The sequence below is a fragment of the Yersinia fenwicki genome (genome assembly GCF_043099325.1).
Classification (GTDB): domain Bacteria; phylum Pseudomonadota; class Gammaproteobacteria; order Enterobacterales; family Enterobacteriaceae; genus Yersinia.
Genome location: NZ_CP170755.1, coordinates 2,674,223 through 2,688,048, shown reverse-complemented (window position 1 = coordinate 2,688,048; position 13,826 = coordinate 2,674,223). Strand labels below are relative to the sequence as shown.

The window sequence follows — 13,826 nt, the reverse complement described above, 5'->3', positions numbered from 1 at the left end:
CCCTTATTTAGAGTCATTCAATATGGGTATTAAAAGAGTGAGTGCTGAAAATCATAGTAGAACTCTTCAGAAGGAGTTCAGCTAATAGTGCGCAAGAGTGAGAAAAGCGTTTTTATTTGGGGGGGGCGAACACCTTGAGAGAGAAGAGGGCTGCCTGATTAGAGAGGTACGATCAGCACATCCACTGTACTGGTATTAATCAATCGAGCCGCTGAGCAGGAAAACTTATTGAGTAACCTTGTACTGTGGTTGCCACATATCACCAGGTCAATGTGCTGTTGCTGACAAAAATAAGCCATGCTCTCGGCGAATTCACCATGAAAAACATTTCGCTTCTCGATGGGATAATCAGCATTATTAGCTAATTCGTCCATAAACAACAACGCCTCTTCTTCCAATAGCGAGCGTAAATCACCCAACATCGGGGCCGCATAACTACTGTACATTTCCGGTTCCGTTGTCAGGGTAATTAATGAGACGCGGCCATAATAAGGTCGGACGATAGAAACTGCTTTATTCACTAATTGTTGGCTATCGGGTGAAAGGGCTACTGCGACTAATACATTGCTGTATCCCATTATTAAGCTCCCATAAGCACGGCTATAGCGTAAAGGTTAGGGGATCTCTCTTTTAAGAAATGCGATGTTAATCACACTTGGCTTCTAACAAGGGGAAAACCATTTATAGCATAGGATTGAATAGCGTTAATGCTCAGGACGCGATGTGTGAAGCTTATATATTAAACATTATTAATTAATATCCATTACATTTACATTACAACTCCCTTGCAAAAATACGTATATAGACCAAAGTTGAAAAAGTGTTCTGTGAAAAGGGAATTGCGCAGCAAAGGTGAAACATGTGGTTACCTCTGCTGCCTTTTATAATACGCATTATCGATATTTTTAACGAAAAAAGACGAATAGGTTAATAAATAAACGATGAAAAGCACTTTTGGCATCGCATAAATATTCGTTAAAACATAATAGTTCCGGAGGCTTACTTATGGAATTTTCGAGTTATAAATTCACATATCAGGTCTTAATGCTAATAATTTGTTGTTAAGGCAGATTTATATTCTGCTATTTTGCTTTAGGTATACTTTTGTTCGAATTGATCTAAAAACACTAAGAATTGGGCCTATATCCTTAGTTTTTTAGCTCTTTTCTGACTTCTGGCTATTTTTTGAACGCACAGGTGATTAAAAAATAGCCAAAAAAAGGTGTCGAAAATGAATTTATATTTTATTTTTGTGATGCGTGTCACATTACATTTAAAATGAATCACTAGTCACATTGTATGTGCTAACGATTCGGGAGTAGAGTTGGGTCTCTTTAGGATTATTCCTAATATTTTGTAAGAAAAGTTTCATGTCGAAGATGCAATATCAGAATCAGAGCAGCTTAAAATAAATCTGCCAGATAGAGGACATGTCATTTCATACCGAAACGCTATTTTTGCGATGTTGCACCAGCAGGTTTCAATTACTTTTAGTTTTATAGGTTTTAATTAACTGTATAACGGGAAGGATCCCAGGTCTTGGGTGAGGAATACTATCATCCAACTTATGTTTTAAACATAATCAGTCGGGATGTGTAAAATGAGTACGTCTGAATTACTCAAACATATTTATGATATTAATTTGTCATACTTGCTTTTAGCACAACGGTTAATTAACGATGAGAAAGCCTCAGCGATGTTTCGTCTCGGTATTACAGATACTATGGCCGATGCATTATCACAGTTAACATTACCGCAGATGGTTAAATTAGCTGAGACTAACCAACTGGTCTGTCATTTCCGTTTCAGTGACCACAATACAATTCATCATCTGACGAAAGAATCTCGTGTGGATGACTTGCAGCAAATCCATACCGGAATTTTATTGTCGAGTCACTTACTCCATGAGCTATCGTTAAAAGACGGTAGTGCGTCTAAGAAAAGAGCATGACTGATGGTTGAGAAAAGTATTGTCCAAGAAGCCAAAGATATTCATTTGGCAATGGAGTTGATAACTTTAGGTGCACGCTTGCAGATGTTAGAAAGCGAGACGCAACTCAGCCGGGGGCGTTTAATTAAGCTCTATAAAGAGCTGAGAGGCAGCCCTCCACCTAAAGGAATGTTACCGTTTTCGACCGATTGGTTTATGACTTGGGAACAAAATATTCATTCATCGATGTTTTATAACGCTTATAGTTTCTTACTAAAAAGTGGGCAATGCACCGGTGTTGAGGCCGTTATTAAGGCTTATCGTCTTTATCTGGAACAGTGCCCAGATCAGTCCGGAATACCGCCATTACTGGCGTTAACCCGAGCTTGGACCTTGGTTCGCTTCGTCGACAGTGGAATGTTACAACTTTCGGGTTGCAACTGCTGTGGTGGGACTTTTATCACCCATGCGCATCAGCCACGAAACAGCTTTGTTTGCAGTCTCTGCCAGCCACCTTCCCGCGCAGTAAAAAAACGTAAACTTTCTCCACAATCTGCCGATATTACATCACAACTGCTGGATGAGCAGGTTAGACGCGCAGTTTGAGTTTCTTTGAGTTGTCAGAATTTTCGGTGATAGCAGCGGTATGGATACCGTTTCTGTCATCCGTTAATGGCAACTTATGACCCTCAAAGGGTGCTAACGCCTCACCTTCCACCCACACACTTTGCTAAGGATATCGCGTGTTAGTTATTTTGGGTTATATCGTGGTCTTAGGTGCGGTTTTTGGCGGCTACATCATTGTCGGTGGTCACTTAGGCGCATTATATCAACCCGCTGAGTTTTTAATTATCGGGGGAGCGGGTATTGGCGCGTTTATTGTGGGGAATAATGGCAAAGCAATAAAAGCCACAATGAAAGCACTGCCAAAACTGATGCGCCGCTCTAAATATAATAAAGTCCTATATATGGACTTAATGGCGCTGCTGTACCGCTTATTAGCAAAATCTCGTCAACAAGGAATGCTGTCGTTGGAGCGGGATATAGAAAGTCCATTGGAAAGTGAAATTTTCTCTAATTATCCGAGAATTTTGGCCGATAAGGTATTAGTAGAATTTATTACCGACTATTTGCGGTTAATTGTTAGTGGGAATATGAACGCTTTCGAAATCGAAGCCTTGATGGATGAAGAGATAGAAACTCACGAGCAAGAATGCGAAGTGCCTGCCGGTAGCCTGGCGATGGTCGGTGATTCTCTACCTGCATTCGGTATTGTTGCCGCCGTTATGGGGGTGGTGCATGCCTTGGCATCCGCAGACCGGCCAGCCGCCGAACTCGGAGCGTTGATTGCCCATGCAATGGTAGGGACATTCCTCGGTATTTTGTTGGCATATGGATTTATTTCACCGCTAGCGACGTTGCTACGTCAACAGAGTGCGGAAACCACCAAAATGATGCAGTGCATCAAGGTGACTTTGCTTTCAAGCTTGAACGGATATGCGCCGCAAATTGCTGTGGAATTTGGTCGTAAAACGCTCTACACCACAGAACGTCCTTCGTTCATTGAGCTGGAGGAGCATGTGCGCAGAGTGAAAGCTCCGGCACCGCAAGCGACAGAAGAGGACGCATGAAGCATCAGAACCACCCCGTTATTCTGGTCAAAAAGCGCAAAGCCAAACATGGTCAAGCCCATCATGGCGGGTCATGGAAAATTGCTTATGCTGACTTTATGACAGCAATGATGGCCTTCTTTCTGGTGATGTGGTTGCTGTCAGTTTCCAGCCCGCAACAGCTGACGCAAATTGCAGAATATTTTCGCACGCCGTTGAAAGTTGCACTGTCCAGCGGAGAGAAAAGCAGCGACAGTACCAGCCCAATTCCTGGCGGTGGTGATGATCCCACCCAACAAGTGGGTGAAGTACGTAAGCACATTGATTCTGAAGAAAGTCGCAAAGAAGTCTATAGGCTTAATAAGTTACGGGAAAAACTGGATCAATTAATTGAATCGGATCCGAGACTGAAAGCTTTGCGGCCACATCTGTTGATTAACATGATGGATGAAGGGCTGAGAATTCAGATTATCGATAGCCAAAATCGGCCAATGTTCAAGATGGGGAGTGCTCAGGTTGAACCGTATATGCGCGATATCTTACGTGCCATAGCGCCAATTCTGAATGACATTCCCAATAAGATCAGTCTGTCTGGCCACACCGATGACTTGCCGTATGCTTCGGGTGAGCGGGGTTACAGCAACTGGGAGTTATCGGCAGATCGTGCCAATGCTTCGCGGCGTGAGTTACTGGCCGGTGGTTTGGATGAAGGCAAAGTATTACGCGTGGTAGGTATGGCATCGACGATGCGCTTAAAAGAGCAGAAATCAGATGATCCGGTTAACCGTCGTATCAGTATCTTGGTACTGAATAAACAGACTCAACATGATATTGAGCACGAGAATTTAGATAACAAAGCACTCGATATAGAAAAAGCCGAGAACTTAAAACAGATTGATTCGACGGGAACAACACCCGCGGTGGTATCACCCGCTACTGTTGTGACACCGCCAGCCACGACGAGCGCAGCGATACCCACAGCACAATCTGGCACTAGCGGATCAGCATCTGTACCCGCGGCAGTTTCGGCAGCAACAGTTTCGACAGCGACGGCAACTGAGTCTGTGAAAACGGTGGCATCGCCTGTAACAGCACCACAAACACAACAATCGAGCACGGAGAACATTACTCGAGTGACCAGTGGACCAACGACATCGTTGCCAGCGGCACCTGCCAGTAATGCACCGGTCTCTCCGACAAGCCGCGACGCACAGTAGAGGTGACACCGTGAGCATGGATATTACCGCGTTTTATCAGACTTTCTTTGATGAAGCAGATGAATTGCTGGCAGATATGGAGCAGCACCTATTATTGCTGGATCCGCTGGCACCTGATAATGAACAACTCAATGCCATTTTCCGTGCTGCTCACTCAATTAAGGGCGGCGCTGCGACATTTGGTTTTACGATCTTACAAGAGACAACTCATCTGTTGGAAAACCTGTTGGATGGTGCCCGCCGCGACGAGATGCGCTTGAGCACTGATATCATCAACCTGTTTTTGGAAACGAAAGATATTATGCAAGAACAGTTGGACGCCTACAAAACCTCTCAAGAACCTAATGCAGAAAGTTTTGAGTATATCTGCCATGCATTGCGCCAACTGGCACTCGAAGCTTTAGAACAACAAACCACCCATAATGTGGCGATCACGGATAAAGCAGTCACCCCGACTGCTGAAGGCAAGGCCAGCAGCAATTCTCCGGCTTTAGTTCAGGGAGGAATGCGTATCCGCCTATCGGGTTTGAAAGAGCAAGAAATCCCGTTAATGCTGGAAGAACTGGGCAATCTGGGTGAAGTCAAAGATCCGCATCAAGGTGCGGATAGCCTGGAAGCGACTCTGATTACCTCTGTTAGCGAAGATGACATCAGTGCGGTGCTCTGTTTTGTGCTAGAGCCGGAGCAGATTAGTTTTGTTCAAGCCGAGTCAGCGCAAGCATCTGAAGTTGAGATGGTAGTTTCCGAGCCGGTTGCTGAAATGTCTCAAGTGAGCGGCGCCGCTGTTGCAGAAATCAAGAATTCACCTAAGGTTGAGGCCGTAGTTCCCCAGCTAGCCAGCGCGGAGCATGTCAAACCTAAAGCGAAAGCCAGTGAATCCACCAGTATTCGAGTCGCGGTTGAAAAAGTAGATCAACTGATTAACTTAGTGGGGGAATTAGTTATCACTCAATCAATGCTGGCTCAGCGTTCCAGTACTTTAGACCCGGTGATTAACGGCGACTTGCTCAATAGCATGGGTCAGTTGGAGCGCAATGCGCGCGACTTGCAAGAGTCGGTAATGTCAATTCGTATGATGCCGATGGAATATGTATTCAGCCGCTTCCCGCGCTTGGTCCGCGATTTGGCCAGTAAACTGAATAAACAGGTTGAGCTGACATTGCTTGGTAGTTCGACTGAGCTGGATAAAAGTCTGATTGAACGCATTATCGATCCATTAACCCATCTGGTGCGTAATAGTCTGGACCACGGTATTGAAGACCCCGAAACACGCATCGCGGCCGGTAAACAACCGGTAGGGAATCTGACACTGTCAGCCGAGCATCAAGGTGGCAATATTTGTATTGAAGTCCTTGATGATGGGGCAGGGCTGAACAGGCAGAAAATTCTGGCAAAAGCCCAATCGCAGGGTATGGCTGTTAATGAACATATGACTGATGAAGACGTCGGAATGCTGATTTTCGCCCCTGGATTCTCCACGGCCGAGCAGGTGACGGATGTTTCTGGTCGCGGTGTCGGGATGGATGTGGTTAAGCGAAATATTCAGGAAATGGGCGGCCACGTGCAAGTCAGTTTCCAGGCCGGCAAAGGAACCTCAATTCGAATTTTGCTGCCATTGACGCTGGCTATTCTTGATGGCATGTCCGTCAAAGTCAGTAATGAAGTGTTCATTTTACCATTGAATGCCGTAATGGAATCACTGCAACCATTGGCTGAGGACTTACATCCACTCGCCGGTGGTGAGCGCGTATTGCAAGTGCGTGGTGAGTATCTGCCTCTGGTGGAACTGTTCCGGGTATTTGATGTTGAAAATGCGAAAACTGAAGCCACCCAAGGCATTGTTGTGATTCTACAAAGTGCCGGTCGCCGTTATGCTCTGCTGGTAGACCAATTGATTGGCCAGCATCAGGTGGTGGTGAAAAACTTGGAAAGTAATTATCGCAAGGTTCCAGGTATTTCTGCTGCCACCATTTTGGGCGACGGCAGTGTGGCATTAATTGTGGATGTGTCGGCATTGCAGGCCTTAAACCGGGAAAAGCGTGTTACAGCTGATGATGTAGTCGTCGCGTAATATGCCCGTCATACTTCAAGCTGCATGCGTGTTGGCTACGTTCAATCACCCGAATCACTTACAACACAGTAAGCTCATCGGGATTTATTCACTTGCCGCCTTCCTGCAACTCGAATTATTTGGGGCATAGAACTTTGAAAAATAAACATAAATTCAACCTATTGATTGAAGGGTAAAAACATGGCAGGACTAGCAACCGTCACGAAGCTGGCTGGCGAAACGGTAGGACAAGAATTCCTGATTTTTACGCTGGGTGCTGAAGAGTACGGCATTGATATTCTGAAAGTTCAAGAGATCCGTGGTTATGATCAAGTAACCCGTATCGCTAACACCCCGGCTTTCATTAAAGGTGTCACTAACTTACGCGGCGTTATTGTTCCTATTATTGATTTACGGGTTAAATTTGCTCAACAGGGCGTCAGCTATAACGAAAATACGGTCGTTATCGTGCTGAACTTTGGCCTGCGTGTCGTCGGTATTGTTGTTGATGGTGTCTCTGATGTGCTGTCATTAACGGCTGAGCAAATCCGTCCAGCCCCTGAGTTTGCTGTGACTCTGGCGACCGAATACCTGACAGGTTTAGGTTCGCTGGGTGAGCGGATGCTTATTTTGGTTGATATTGAGAAATTACTGAGCAGTGAAGAAATGTCATTGCTCGATTCAGTGGTGAAAGGTTAACTAAGCCTAATGGGGCAGTTTTTGATTCGATGCCGAATCAGTGGCAACATTATCATCATCTTTTCAATCAAGCGGGAGGGCAAATTAGCCCTTCTGCGCCGAGTTTTTCCTAAAAACAAAGATCAAATTGTTAATCCTTAGTGTCTCCCCGGTAAAATAATCCTTCTCCCCGGTAAAGTTCCCCCCTTTGGTGCCGATAATACAGTTAATTAAACGTCTTATGTTTTGGCTGTTTTGGCGTACCCGTATTTGACATACCTATATTTTGACGTACTTATGAAGGGATAACATGTTCAAGCGTATGAAAGTGGTCACCAGCTTGCTGTTGGTGTTAGTGCTATTTGGTGCCTTACAGCTGGTTTCCGGCGGGCTTTTCTTCAACTCCCTGAAAAATGACAAAGAAAACTTTGCTGTTTTACAAGTTATCCGTCAACAGCAGTCGGTGCTGAATGAAAGCTGGGTCAATTTACTGCAAACACGAAATACGTTAAATCGTGCTGGCATTCGCTACATGATGGATGTGAACCACACCGGTAGCGGCCCGACAGTGAATGATCTTTTGGCTTCAGCCAAAGGCACCTTGGGTGTGGCGGCAGAGCGTTTTAAAAGCTACGAGCAAATTCCTCTGGATAGCCAACAAGATCTTGAATCAGCTAGAAAGTTAAAACAAACTTATGAGCAATACTTTGGTGCATTGACCGAACTTATCCAATTGATGGAAGCAGGTAAGATCAATGAATTCTTTGACCAGCCAACCTCCAGTTTCCAAAATGCTTTTGAGCATGACTACAACACCTACTTGACACAAAACGATCGTCTTTACTCCAGTGCAGTGGAAGACAGTAACCGCTCCTTCACTTATGCAATGAGCGTGATTGTTTTTGTACTGATTGCAGTATTGGTGGCGATTGTTGGGGTATGGCTAGGTATGCAACATATCTTGATTAACCCACTGAAGCACTTGATTGAGCATATCAAACATATAGCTAACGGTGATTTGACTCAGAATATTGAAGTGCATAGTCGCAATGAAATGGGCACCTTGGCTGCCAGTCTGAAGCACATGCAATCTGAATTGGTGACTACCGTCAGTGATGTCCGTTTAGGGGCTGATGCTATTTATAGTGGCGCATCAGAAATTGCTGCAGGTAATAATGATTTGTCAGCGCGTACCGAGCAACAAGCCGCATCTTTGGAAGAAACCGCTGCCAGCATGGAGCAGTTAACTGCCACGGTGAAACAGAATGCTGAAAATGCCCGTCAGGCTAGCCAACTGGCATTAAGTGCATCTGAAACTGCGCAAAAAGGTGGGAAAGTCGTCGCGAACGTGGTGCAAACCATGCATGACATTGCCGGTAGCTCGCAGAAAATTGCCGATATCACCAGCGTCATTGATGGCATCGCGTTCCAAACCAATATTCTGGCATTGAATGCTGCGGTTGAAGCCGCTCGTGCAGGTGAGCAAGGCCGTGGTTTTGCTGTTGTCGCCGGTGAAGTACGCAATCTGGCCCAGCGCAGCGCACAAGCTGCAAAAGAAATAAAAGGCTTGATCGAAGACTCAGTCAACCGTGTCGATATGGGCTCTGTACTGGTTGAAAGTGCCGGTGAAACCATGGGTGATATCGTGAATGCAGTGACCCGAGTGACGGACATCATGGGGGAAATCGCGTCCGCTTCTGATGAACAAAGCCGTGGTATCGATCAGGTAGGTCAGGCGGTGACTGAAATGGATCGTGTGACCCAACAAAACGCCTCTTTGGTGGAAGAGTCTGCCTCTGCCGCCGCAGCACTGGAAGAACAAGCCAGTATGCTAACCCAATCCATGTCCGTATTTGTTCTGCGTATGGATAGCAGTAGTAGCAAAAAAGATGTGAGAAAAACCAAGCAGCCGACACAGGATAAGAGCGGCACTGCTAAAAAAGCACTGGGAAGTGACCTGCAAGAGAATTGGGAAACTTTCTAGTACCCCTACACAAAAAAAATACCCTAAATAATTCGAGTTGCAGGAAGGCGGTAACTAAGAGACAAATTGGTTGTAAACCATTTTGAACAGCGCTGGCGCTGGCCCGTAGGGTGAGCGAAGGCAGCCAACACCTGCAGCTTGAAGTATGACGGGGATAAATAGAAGCCGGCCAACGAGCTGGCTGAGAAGAGGTTACGATGTTTGGCCGAATCCGGATTTCTACCAGCTTTTTCCTGTTATTGATGTTGATTTGCTCGATACAGTTGATTTCAAGTGGTCTGTCATTTACTGCATTTCGTTCAGACTATCAAAATTTAAACCGAGTGGATCTCAGCAGCCAGCAGCGGGATGCATTAAGCCTCAGTTGGGTATCCTTACTTCAGGCGCGTAATACCTTAAACCGAGCGGCGACTCGCTCGGCTCTCAAAGTTCCTCAGGAGAAAGTCAACGCGCTAATGGGCAATGCGCGGAGCTCGTTACAGAAAGCCGATCTCTATTTTAATCAGTTTCTGGCGGTGCCTCGTCTGGATGAGAGCGATACCGGGGGGGAGTTGTTAGATGCAACCAAGAACAGTTATCAGAACTTACGCAGTTCATTACGGGAGTTAATTGATTTCCTGGAAGCCGGTAATTTGCAGAGTTTTATGGATCAACCTACCCAGAAAACTCAAGATCTGTTTGAAGCTGATTTCTTACAATATTTACAGTATGCCAATGAAGTAATTGCAGAAGCCGGCACCCAGAACCAACAAGCTTACCACCTCGCTATGTGGATCTTTGCTGGTGCAATTCTGATGGTGATCGCAATGGCCATTTCTTCACTGATCTGGCTACGCACTATGTTTGTATCGCCATTAAAAACCATGCGCGCTCATTTTGACCGCATTGCCAAAGGTGACTTATCCGCTCAAATTTCTGTGACCGGCCGTAATGAAATCAGTCAGATGTTTGCCAGTTTACTTACCATGCAACAGTCGCTAATCACTACGGTTAGTCATGTTCGCGATGGGACAGAATCGATGTTAACGGGTATTCAGGAAATCTCTGCTGGTAACAATGATTTGTCGGCAAGAACCGAGCAGCAGGCGGCTTCATTAGAGCAAACGGCGGCCAGCATGGAGCAACTGACTGCGACGGTGAAACAGAATGCCGATAATGCTCGTCAAGCCACGCAACTGGCACAAGATGCTTCTGGAACGGCGGCTAAAGGCGGTGAATTAGCCGGAAGTGTGGTAACAACGATGCATGATATCGCCACCAGTTCGCAGAAGATTGGCGCTATTACCAGCGTTATCGATGGCATTGCCTTCCAAACCAATATATTGGCTCTGAATGCTGCTGTTGAAGCAGCTCGTGCCGGAGAGCAAGGGCGTGGTTTTGCCGTTGTGGCGGGCGAAGTCCGCAATTTAGCTCAGCGCAGTGCGCAGGCAGCAAAAGAAATCAAAGGGTTAATCGATGAATCGGTTAGCCGTGTTCGCCAGGGTTCCACACTGGTCGAAAATGCGGGTACCACCATGGAGGAGATTGTTCGCTCAGTAACTCGGGTTACCGACATTATGGGTGAAATCGCTTCCGCTTCGGATGAGCAAAGCCGGGGTATTGAGCAGGTTTCACTCGCGGTAACACAGATGGACCAGGTTACTCAGCAAAACGCCGCATTAGTGGAAGAGGCAGCGGCTGCGGCTAATGCACTCGAAGAGCAAGCAGGTATGCTCTCCGATGCAGTGTCTGTTTTTCGTTTGGAGCAGGATAGCGACAACGGGGAGGAGCAGTCAGCAGATCGCAGTAGTAATCAACCGGCTGTTAAGGAAATCCCAGATTGTCAAACGGCGTAAAAAAGAGAGTGTTGTGGGGTGAGGCCGGATGAAACCATCACCCCAAGAGTTTGGGTCTCCTTTGACCCAGATGATTCAACGGCTGCCGCTGTCGGATGTTCACTTTCGACGCATTTGCCAACTTATTTACCAACGGGCCGGGATTGTGCTGGCCGATCACAAACGGGAAATGGTCTATAACCGCCTGGTGAGGCGGTTGAGGTTGTTGGGGATTAACGATTTTGGTCAATACCTTGCTTTACTGGAGACCGATCCTAACAGTGCAGAGTGGCAGGCATTTGTTAATGCCTTGACCACTAACCTGACAGCATTTTTCCGTGAGGCGCACCATTTCCCGATTCTGGCAGAGCATGCTCGTCAGCGGCCGGGGAGTTATTCGGTCTGGAGTACGGCGGCATCGACCGGTGAAGAGCCTTATTCCATTGCCATGACACTGTGTGATGTGTTGGGAAATCGGTCGGGATCTTGCCAGATATTGGCCAGTGATATTGATACACAAGTCCTGGAGAAAGCGACCAGTGGCGTGTATCGACAAGATGAATTGCGCTCATTGTCTGCGCAACAAATGCAACGCTATTTTCTGCGTGGCACCGGCCCTCATCAGGGCATGGTAAGAGTGCGCCCGGTACTTGCCAATATGATTCATTTCCAGCAATTGAATCTACTTGCACCCGAATGGGCGTTGCCAGGGCAATTTGACGCTATTTTTTGTCGTAATGTGATGATTTATTTTGATAAAGAAACGCAGGAGCGCATTCTGCGTCGCTTTGTCCCTTTGCTAAAACCCGGCGGCTTGATGTTTGCAGGCCATTCGGAGAATTTCAGTCAAATTAGTCGGGAATTCTATTTGCGCGGGCAGACCGTTTATGGGCTGACCAAGGAGAGGTGATGAGTAAAATCAGAGTATTGTGCGTTGATGATTCCGCGTTAATGCGCCAGTTAATGACAGAGATTATTAACAGTCACCCAGACATGGAAATGGTTGCAGCTGCACCTGATCCGTTGGTTGCCCGTGATTTGATTAAAAAATTTAATCCGCAGGTGTTAACACTCGATGTTGAAATGCCACGGATGGATGGTTTGGATTTTCTTGAGAAATTAATGCGGTTACGGCCGATGCCGGTAGTGATGGTTTCATCATTAACGGGAAAAAACTCAGAGATAACCATGCGCGCGCTGGAATTGGGGGCTATCGATTTTGTCACCAAACCGCAGTTAGGGATCCGAGAAGGGATGCTGGCTTACAGCGAGTTGATTGCGGAGAAAATCCGCACGGCCGCAAAAGCTCGTTTGCCACAGCGCGGTCCGGAACATGCGCCGGTGATGCTAACGCATACGCCATTGCTCAGTAGTGAGAAACTCATTGCGATCGGCGCATCGACGGGGGGGACAGAAGCCATCCGTACCGTGTTACAACCTTTGCCTCCGACCAGTCCGGCATTGTTGATAACACAGCATATGCCTCCGGGTTTTACCCGTTCATTTGCAGAGCGGCTCAATAAATTGTGCCAAATTACCGTGAAGGAAGCAGAAGACGGTGAACGGGTATTGCCCGGACACGCCTATATTGCCCCCGGTGATCGGCACATGGAATTGGCGCGTAGTGGGGCAAACTATCAGGTGCGTATTCATGACGGGCCTGCGGTTAATCGCCATCGTCCCTCAGTCGATGTGCTTTTTCGTTCAGTGGCACAGTATGCCGGACGCAATGCGGTCGGAGTCATTCTGACGGGAATGGGTAATGACGGTGCTGCCGGTTTACTGGAGATGCACCGAGCAGGGGCTTATACCATTGCACAAAACGAAGCCAGTTGTGTGGTCTTCGGGATGCCGCGTGAAGCTATTGGGATGGGCGGCGTTAATGAAATCTTAGATTTGAACCAGATAAGTCAGCGCATGTTGGCACAGATAAGCAGCGGTCAAGCCCTGCGAATCTAATCCCTTCGTCCTTGACGTCACAGCAGTGTTGGCTGCGCTTACTTGCCCGAATTACTGATTTATGTCAGATCATCGGGATTCGTTTGCTTGCCGCTTTGTTGCAACGCCAATGCCTTGGGGAAAATCGGGTGTAAGTCAGTTTTGGTATTTAATCGCTCAGCGGTGAGCAACAAACCTTAGGAGTTGGTATGGCGGATAAGAATCTCAGATTTTTGGTGGTAGACGATTTTTCGACCATGCGTCGTATTGTCCGAAACCTGCTGAAAGAGCTGGGTTTTAACAATGTGGAAGAAGCCGAAGATGGCGTAGACGCATTGAATAAATTACGTGCGGGTGGTTTTGATTTTGTGGTTTCTGACTGGAACATGCCGAATATGGATGGCTTGGATCTGTTGAAAACTATCCGTGCTGATGGTGCTCTTGGTACTCTGCCAGTTCTGATGGTCACGGCTGAAGCTAAAAAAGAGAATATCATTGCAGCAGCGCAAGCAGGTGCCAGTGGTTATGTAGTGAAACCTTTCACTGCCGCTACCTTGGAAGAGAAGCTCAATAAGATTTTTGAAAAGTTGGGTATGTAAGGAGGC

At 46.7% G+C, this 13,826-nt stretch carries 12 protein-coding genes; 11 read left to right on the top strand and 1 reads right to left on the bottom strand.

All coding sequences use genetic code 11. From position 1 onward, the window contains the following. Window positions 1–158: 158 nt before the first annotated feature. Window positions 159–578 (bottom strand): universal stress protein UspC, encoded by a 420-nt coding sequence (uspC, locus tag ACF3VQ_RS12395; RefSeq protein ID WP_392431201.1) that lies wholly within the window; start codon window positions 576–578, stop codon window positions 159–161. Window positions 579–1,600: 1,022 nt separating this feature from the next. On the opposite strand from uspC, the gene flhD reads away from it, so the two are divergent. The 11 genes from flhD (at window position 1,601) to cheY (ending at window position 13,820) form a co-directional block, all read left to right on the top strand. Continuing rightward, entirely contained in the window at window positions 1,601–1,951 is a 351-nt protein-coding gene (gene flhD / locus ACF3VQ_RS12390; RefSeq protein WP_005164498.1) for a flagellar transcriptional regulator FlhD, read from the top strand. A gap of 3 nt (window positions 1,952–1,954) precedes the next feature. Then, window positions 1,955–2,536 carry a flagellar transcriptional regulator FlhC gene (gene flhC / locus ACF3VQ_RS12385; protein WP_005164496.1) on the top strand — a complete coding sequence of 194 codons (582 nt, stop codon included), beginning with the start codon at window positions 1,955–1,957 and terminating at the stop codon, window positions 2,534–2,536. Window positions 2,537–2,673: 137 nt separating this feature from the next. Continuing rightward, window positions 2,674–3,561 carry a flagellar motor stator protein MotA gene (gene motA / locus ACF3VQ_RS12380; protein WP_005164494.1) on the top strand — a complete coding sequence of 296 codons (888 nt, stop codon included), beginning with the start codon at window positions 2,674–2,676 and terminating at the stop codon, window positions 3,559–3,561. Then, window positions 3,558–4,757: a flagellar motor protein MotB gene (motB, locus tag ACF3VQ_RS12375; RefSeq protein ID WP_392431198.1), complete on the top strand. Its 1,200-nt coding sequence runs from the start codon at window positions 3,558–3,560 to the stop codon at window positions 4,755–4,757. The genes motA and motB overlap by 4 nt, the downstream gene beginning before the upstream one ends. Window positions 4,758–4,773: 16 nt before the next feature. After that, window positions 4,774–6,828 carry a chemotaxis protein CheA gene (gene cheA, locus ACF3VQ_RS12370; protein WP_392435563.1) on the top strand — a complete coding sequence of 685 codons (2,055 nt, stop codon included), beginning with the start codon at window positions 4,774–4,776 and terminating at the stop codon, window positions 6,826–6,828. A gap of 180 nt (window positions 6,829–7,008) precedes the next feature. After that, window positions 7,009–7,506, top strand: coding sequence for a chemotaxis protein CheW (gene cheW / locus ACF3VQ_RS12365; RefSeq protein ID WP_392431197.1), 498 nt, complete (start codon window positions 7,009–7,011; stop codon window positions 7,504–7,506). A gap of 289 nt (window positions 7,507–7,795) precedes the next feature. Then, window positions 7,796–9,469, top strand: a complete 1,674-nt coding sequence (locus tag ACF3VQ_RS12360) for a methyl-accepting chemotaxis protein (RefSeq protein WP_392431195.1) — start codon at window positions 7,796–7,798, stop codon at window positions 9,467–9,469. A 197-nt stretch (window positions 9,470–9,666) separates the two neighbouring features. Next, window positions 9,667–11,304, top strand: a complete 1,638-nt coding sequence (locus tag ACF3VQ_RS12355) for a methyl-accepting chemotaxis protein (RefSeq protein ID WP_392431193.1) — start codon at window positions 9,667–9,669, stop codon at window positions 11,302–11,304. A 70-nt stretch (window positions 11,305–11,374) separates the two neighbouring features. Continuing rightward, window positions 11,375–12,193, top strand: a complete 819-nt coding sequence (gene cheR / locus ACF3VQ_RS12350) for a protein-glutamate O-methyltransferase CheR (RefSeq protein WP_392435561.1) — start codon at window positions 11,375–11,377, stop codon at window positions 12,191–12,193. Then, window positions 12,193–13,242: a chemotaxis response regulator protein-glutamate methylesterase gene (locus tag ACF3VQ_RS12345; protein WP_005164481.1), complete on the top strand. Its 1,050-nt coding sequence runs from the start codon at window positions 12,193–12,195 to the stop codon at window positions 13,240–13,242. The genes cheR and ACF3VQ_RS12345 overlap by 1 nt, the downstream gene beginning before the upstream one ends. A gap of 188 nt (window positions 13,243–13,430) precedes the next feature. Then, the gene (cheY, locus tag ACF3VQ_RS12340) at window positions 13,431–13,820 is read left to right on the top strand and encodes a chemotaxis response regulator CheY (protein WP_049605622.1); all 390 of its coding nucleotides are present in this window, start codon (window positions 13,431–13,433) and stop codon (window positions 13,818–13,820) included. Window positions 13,821–13,826: the final 6 nt, after the last annotated feature.

Bases quoted from the DNA above. Each gene is read 5' to 3' on its own strand.
- uspC (WP_392431201.1), bottom strand. From the start codon at position 578: ATGGGATACAGCAATGTATTAGTCGCAGTAGCCCTTTCACCCGATAGC.
- flhD (WP_005164498.1), top strand. From the start codon at position 1,601: ATGAGTACGTCTGAATTACTCAAACATATTTATGATATTAATTTGTCA.
- flhC (WP_005164496.1), top strand. From the start codon at position 1,955: ATGGTTGAGAAAAGTATTGTCCAAGAAGCCAAAGATATTCATTTGGCA.
- motB (WP_392431198.1), top strand. From the start codon at position 3,558: ATGAAGCATCAGAACCACCCCGTTATTCTGGTCAAAAAGCGCAAAGCC.
- cheA (WP_392435563.1), top strand. From the start codon at position 4,774: ATGGATATTACCGCGTTTTATCAGACTTTCTTTGATGAAGCAGATGAA.
- cheW (WP_392431197.1), top strand. From the start codon at position 7,009: ATGGCAGGACTAGCAACCGTCACGAAGCTGGCTGGCGAAACGGTAGGA.
- ACF3VQ_RS12360 (WP_392431195.1), top strand. From the start codon at position 7,796: ATGTTCAAGCGTATGAAAGTGGTCACCAGCTTGCTGTTGGTGTTAGTG.
- ACF3VQ_RS12355 (WP_392431193.1), top strand. From the start codon at position 9,667: ATGTTTGGCCGAATCCGGATTTCTACCAGCTTTTTCCTGTTATTGATG.
- cheR (WP_392435561.1), top strand. From the start codon at position 11,375: ATGATTCAACGGCTGCCGCTGTCGGATGTTCACTTTCGACGCATTTGC.
- ACF3VQ_RS12345 (WP_005164481.1), top strand. From the start codon at position 12,193: ATGAGTAAAATCAGAGTATTGTGCGTTGATGATTCCGCGTTAATGCGC.
- cheY (WP_049605622.1), top strand. From the start codon at position 13,431: ATGGCGGATAAGAATCTCAGATTTTTGGTGGTAGACGATTTTTCGACC.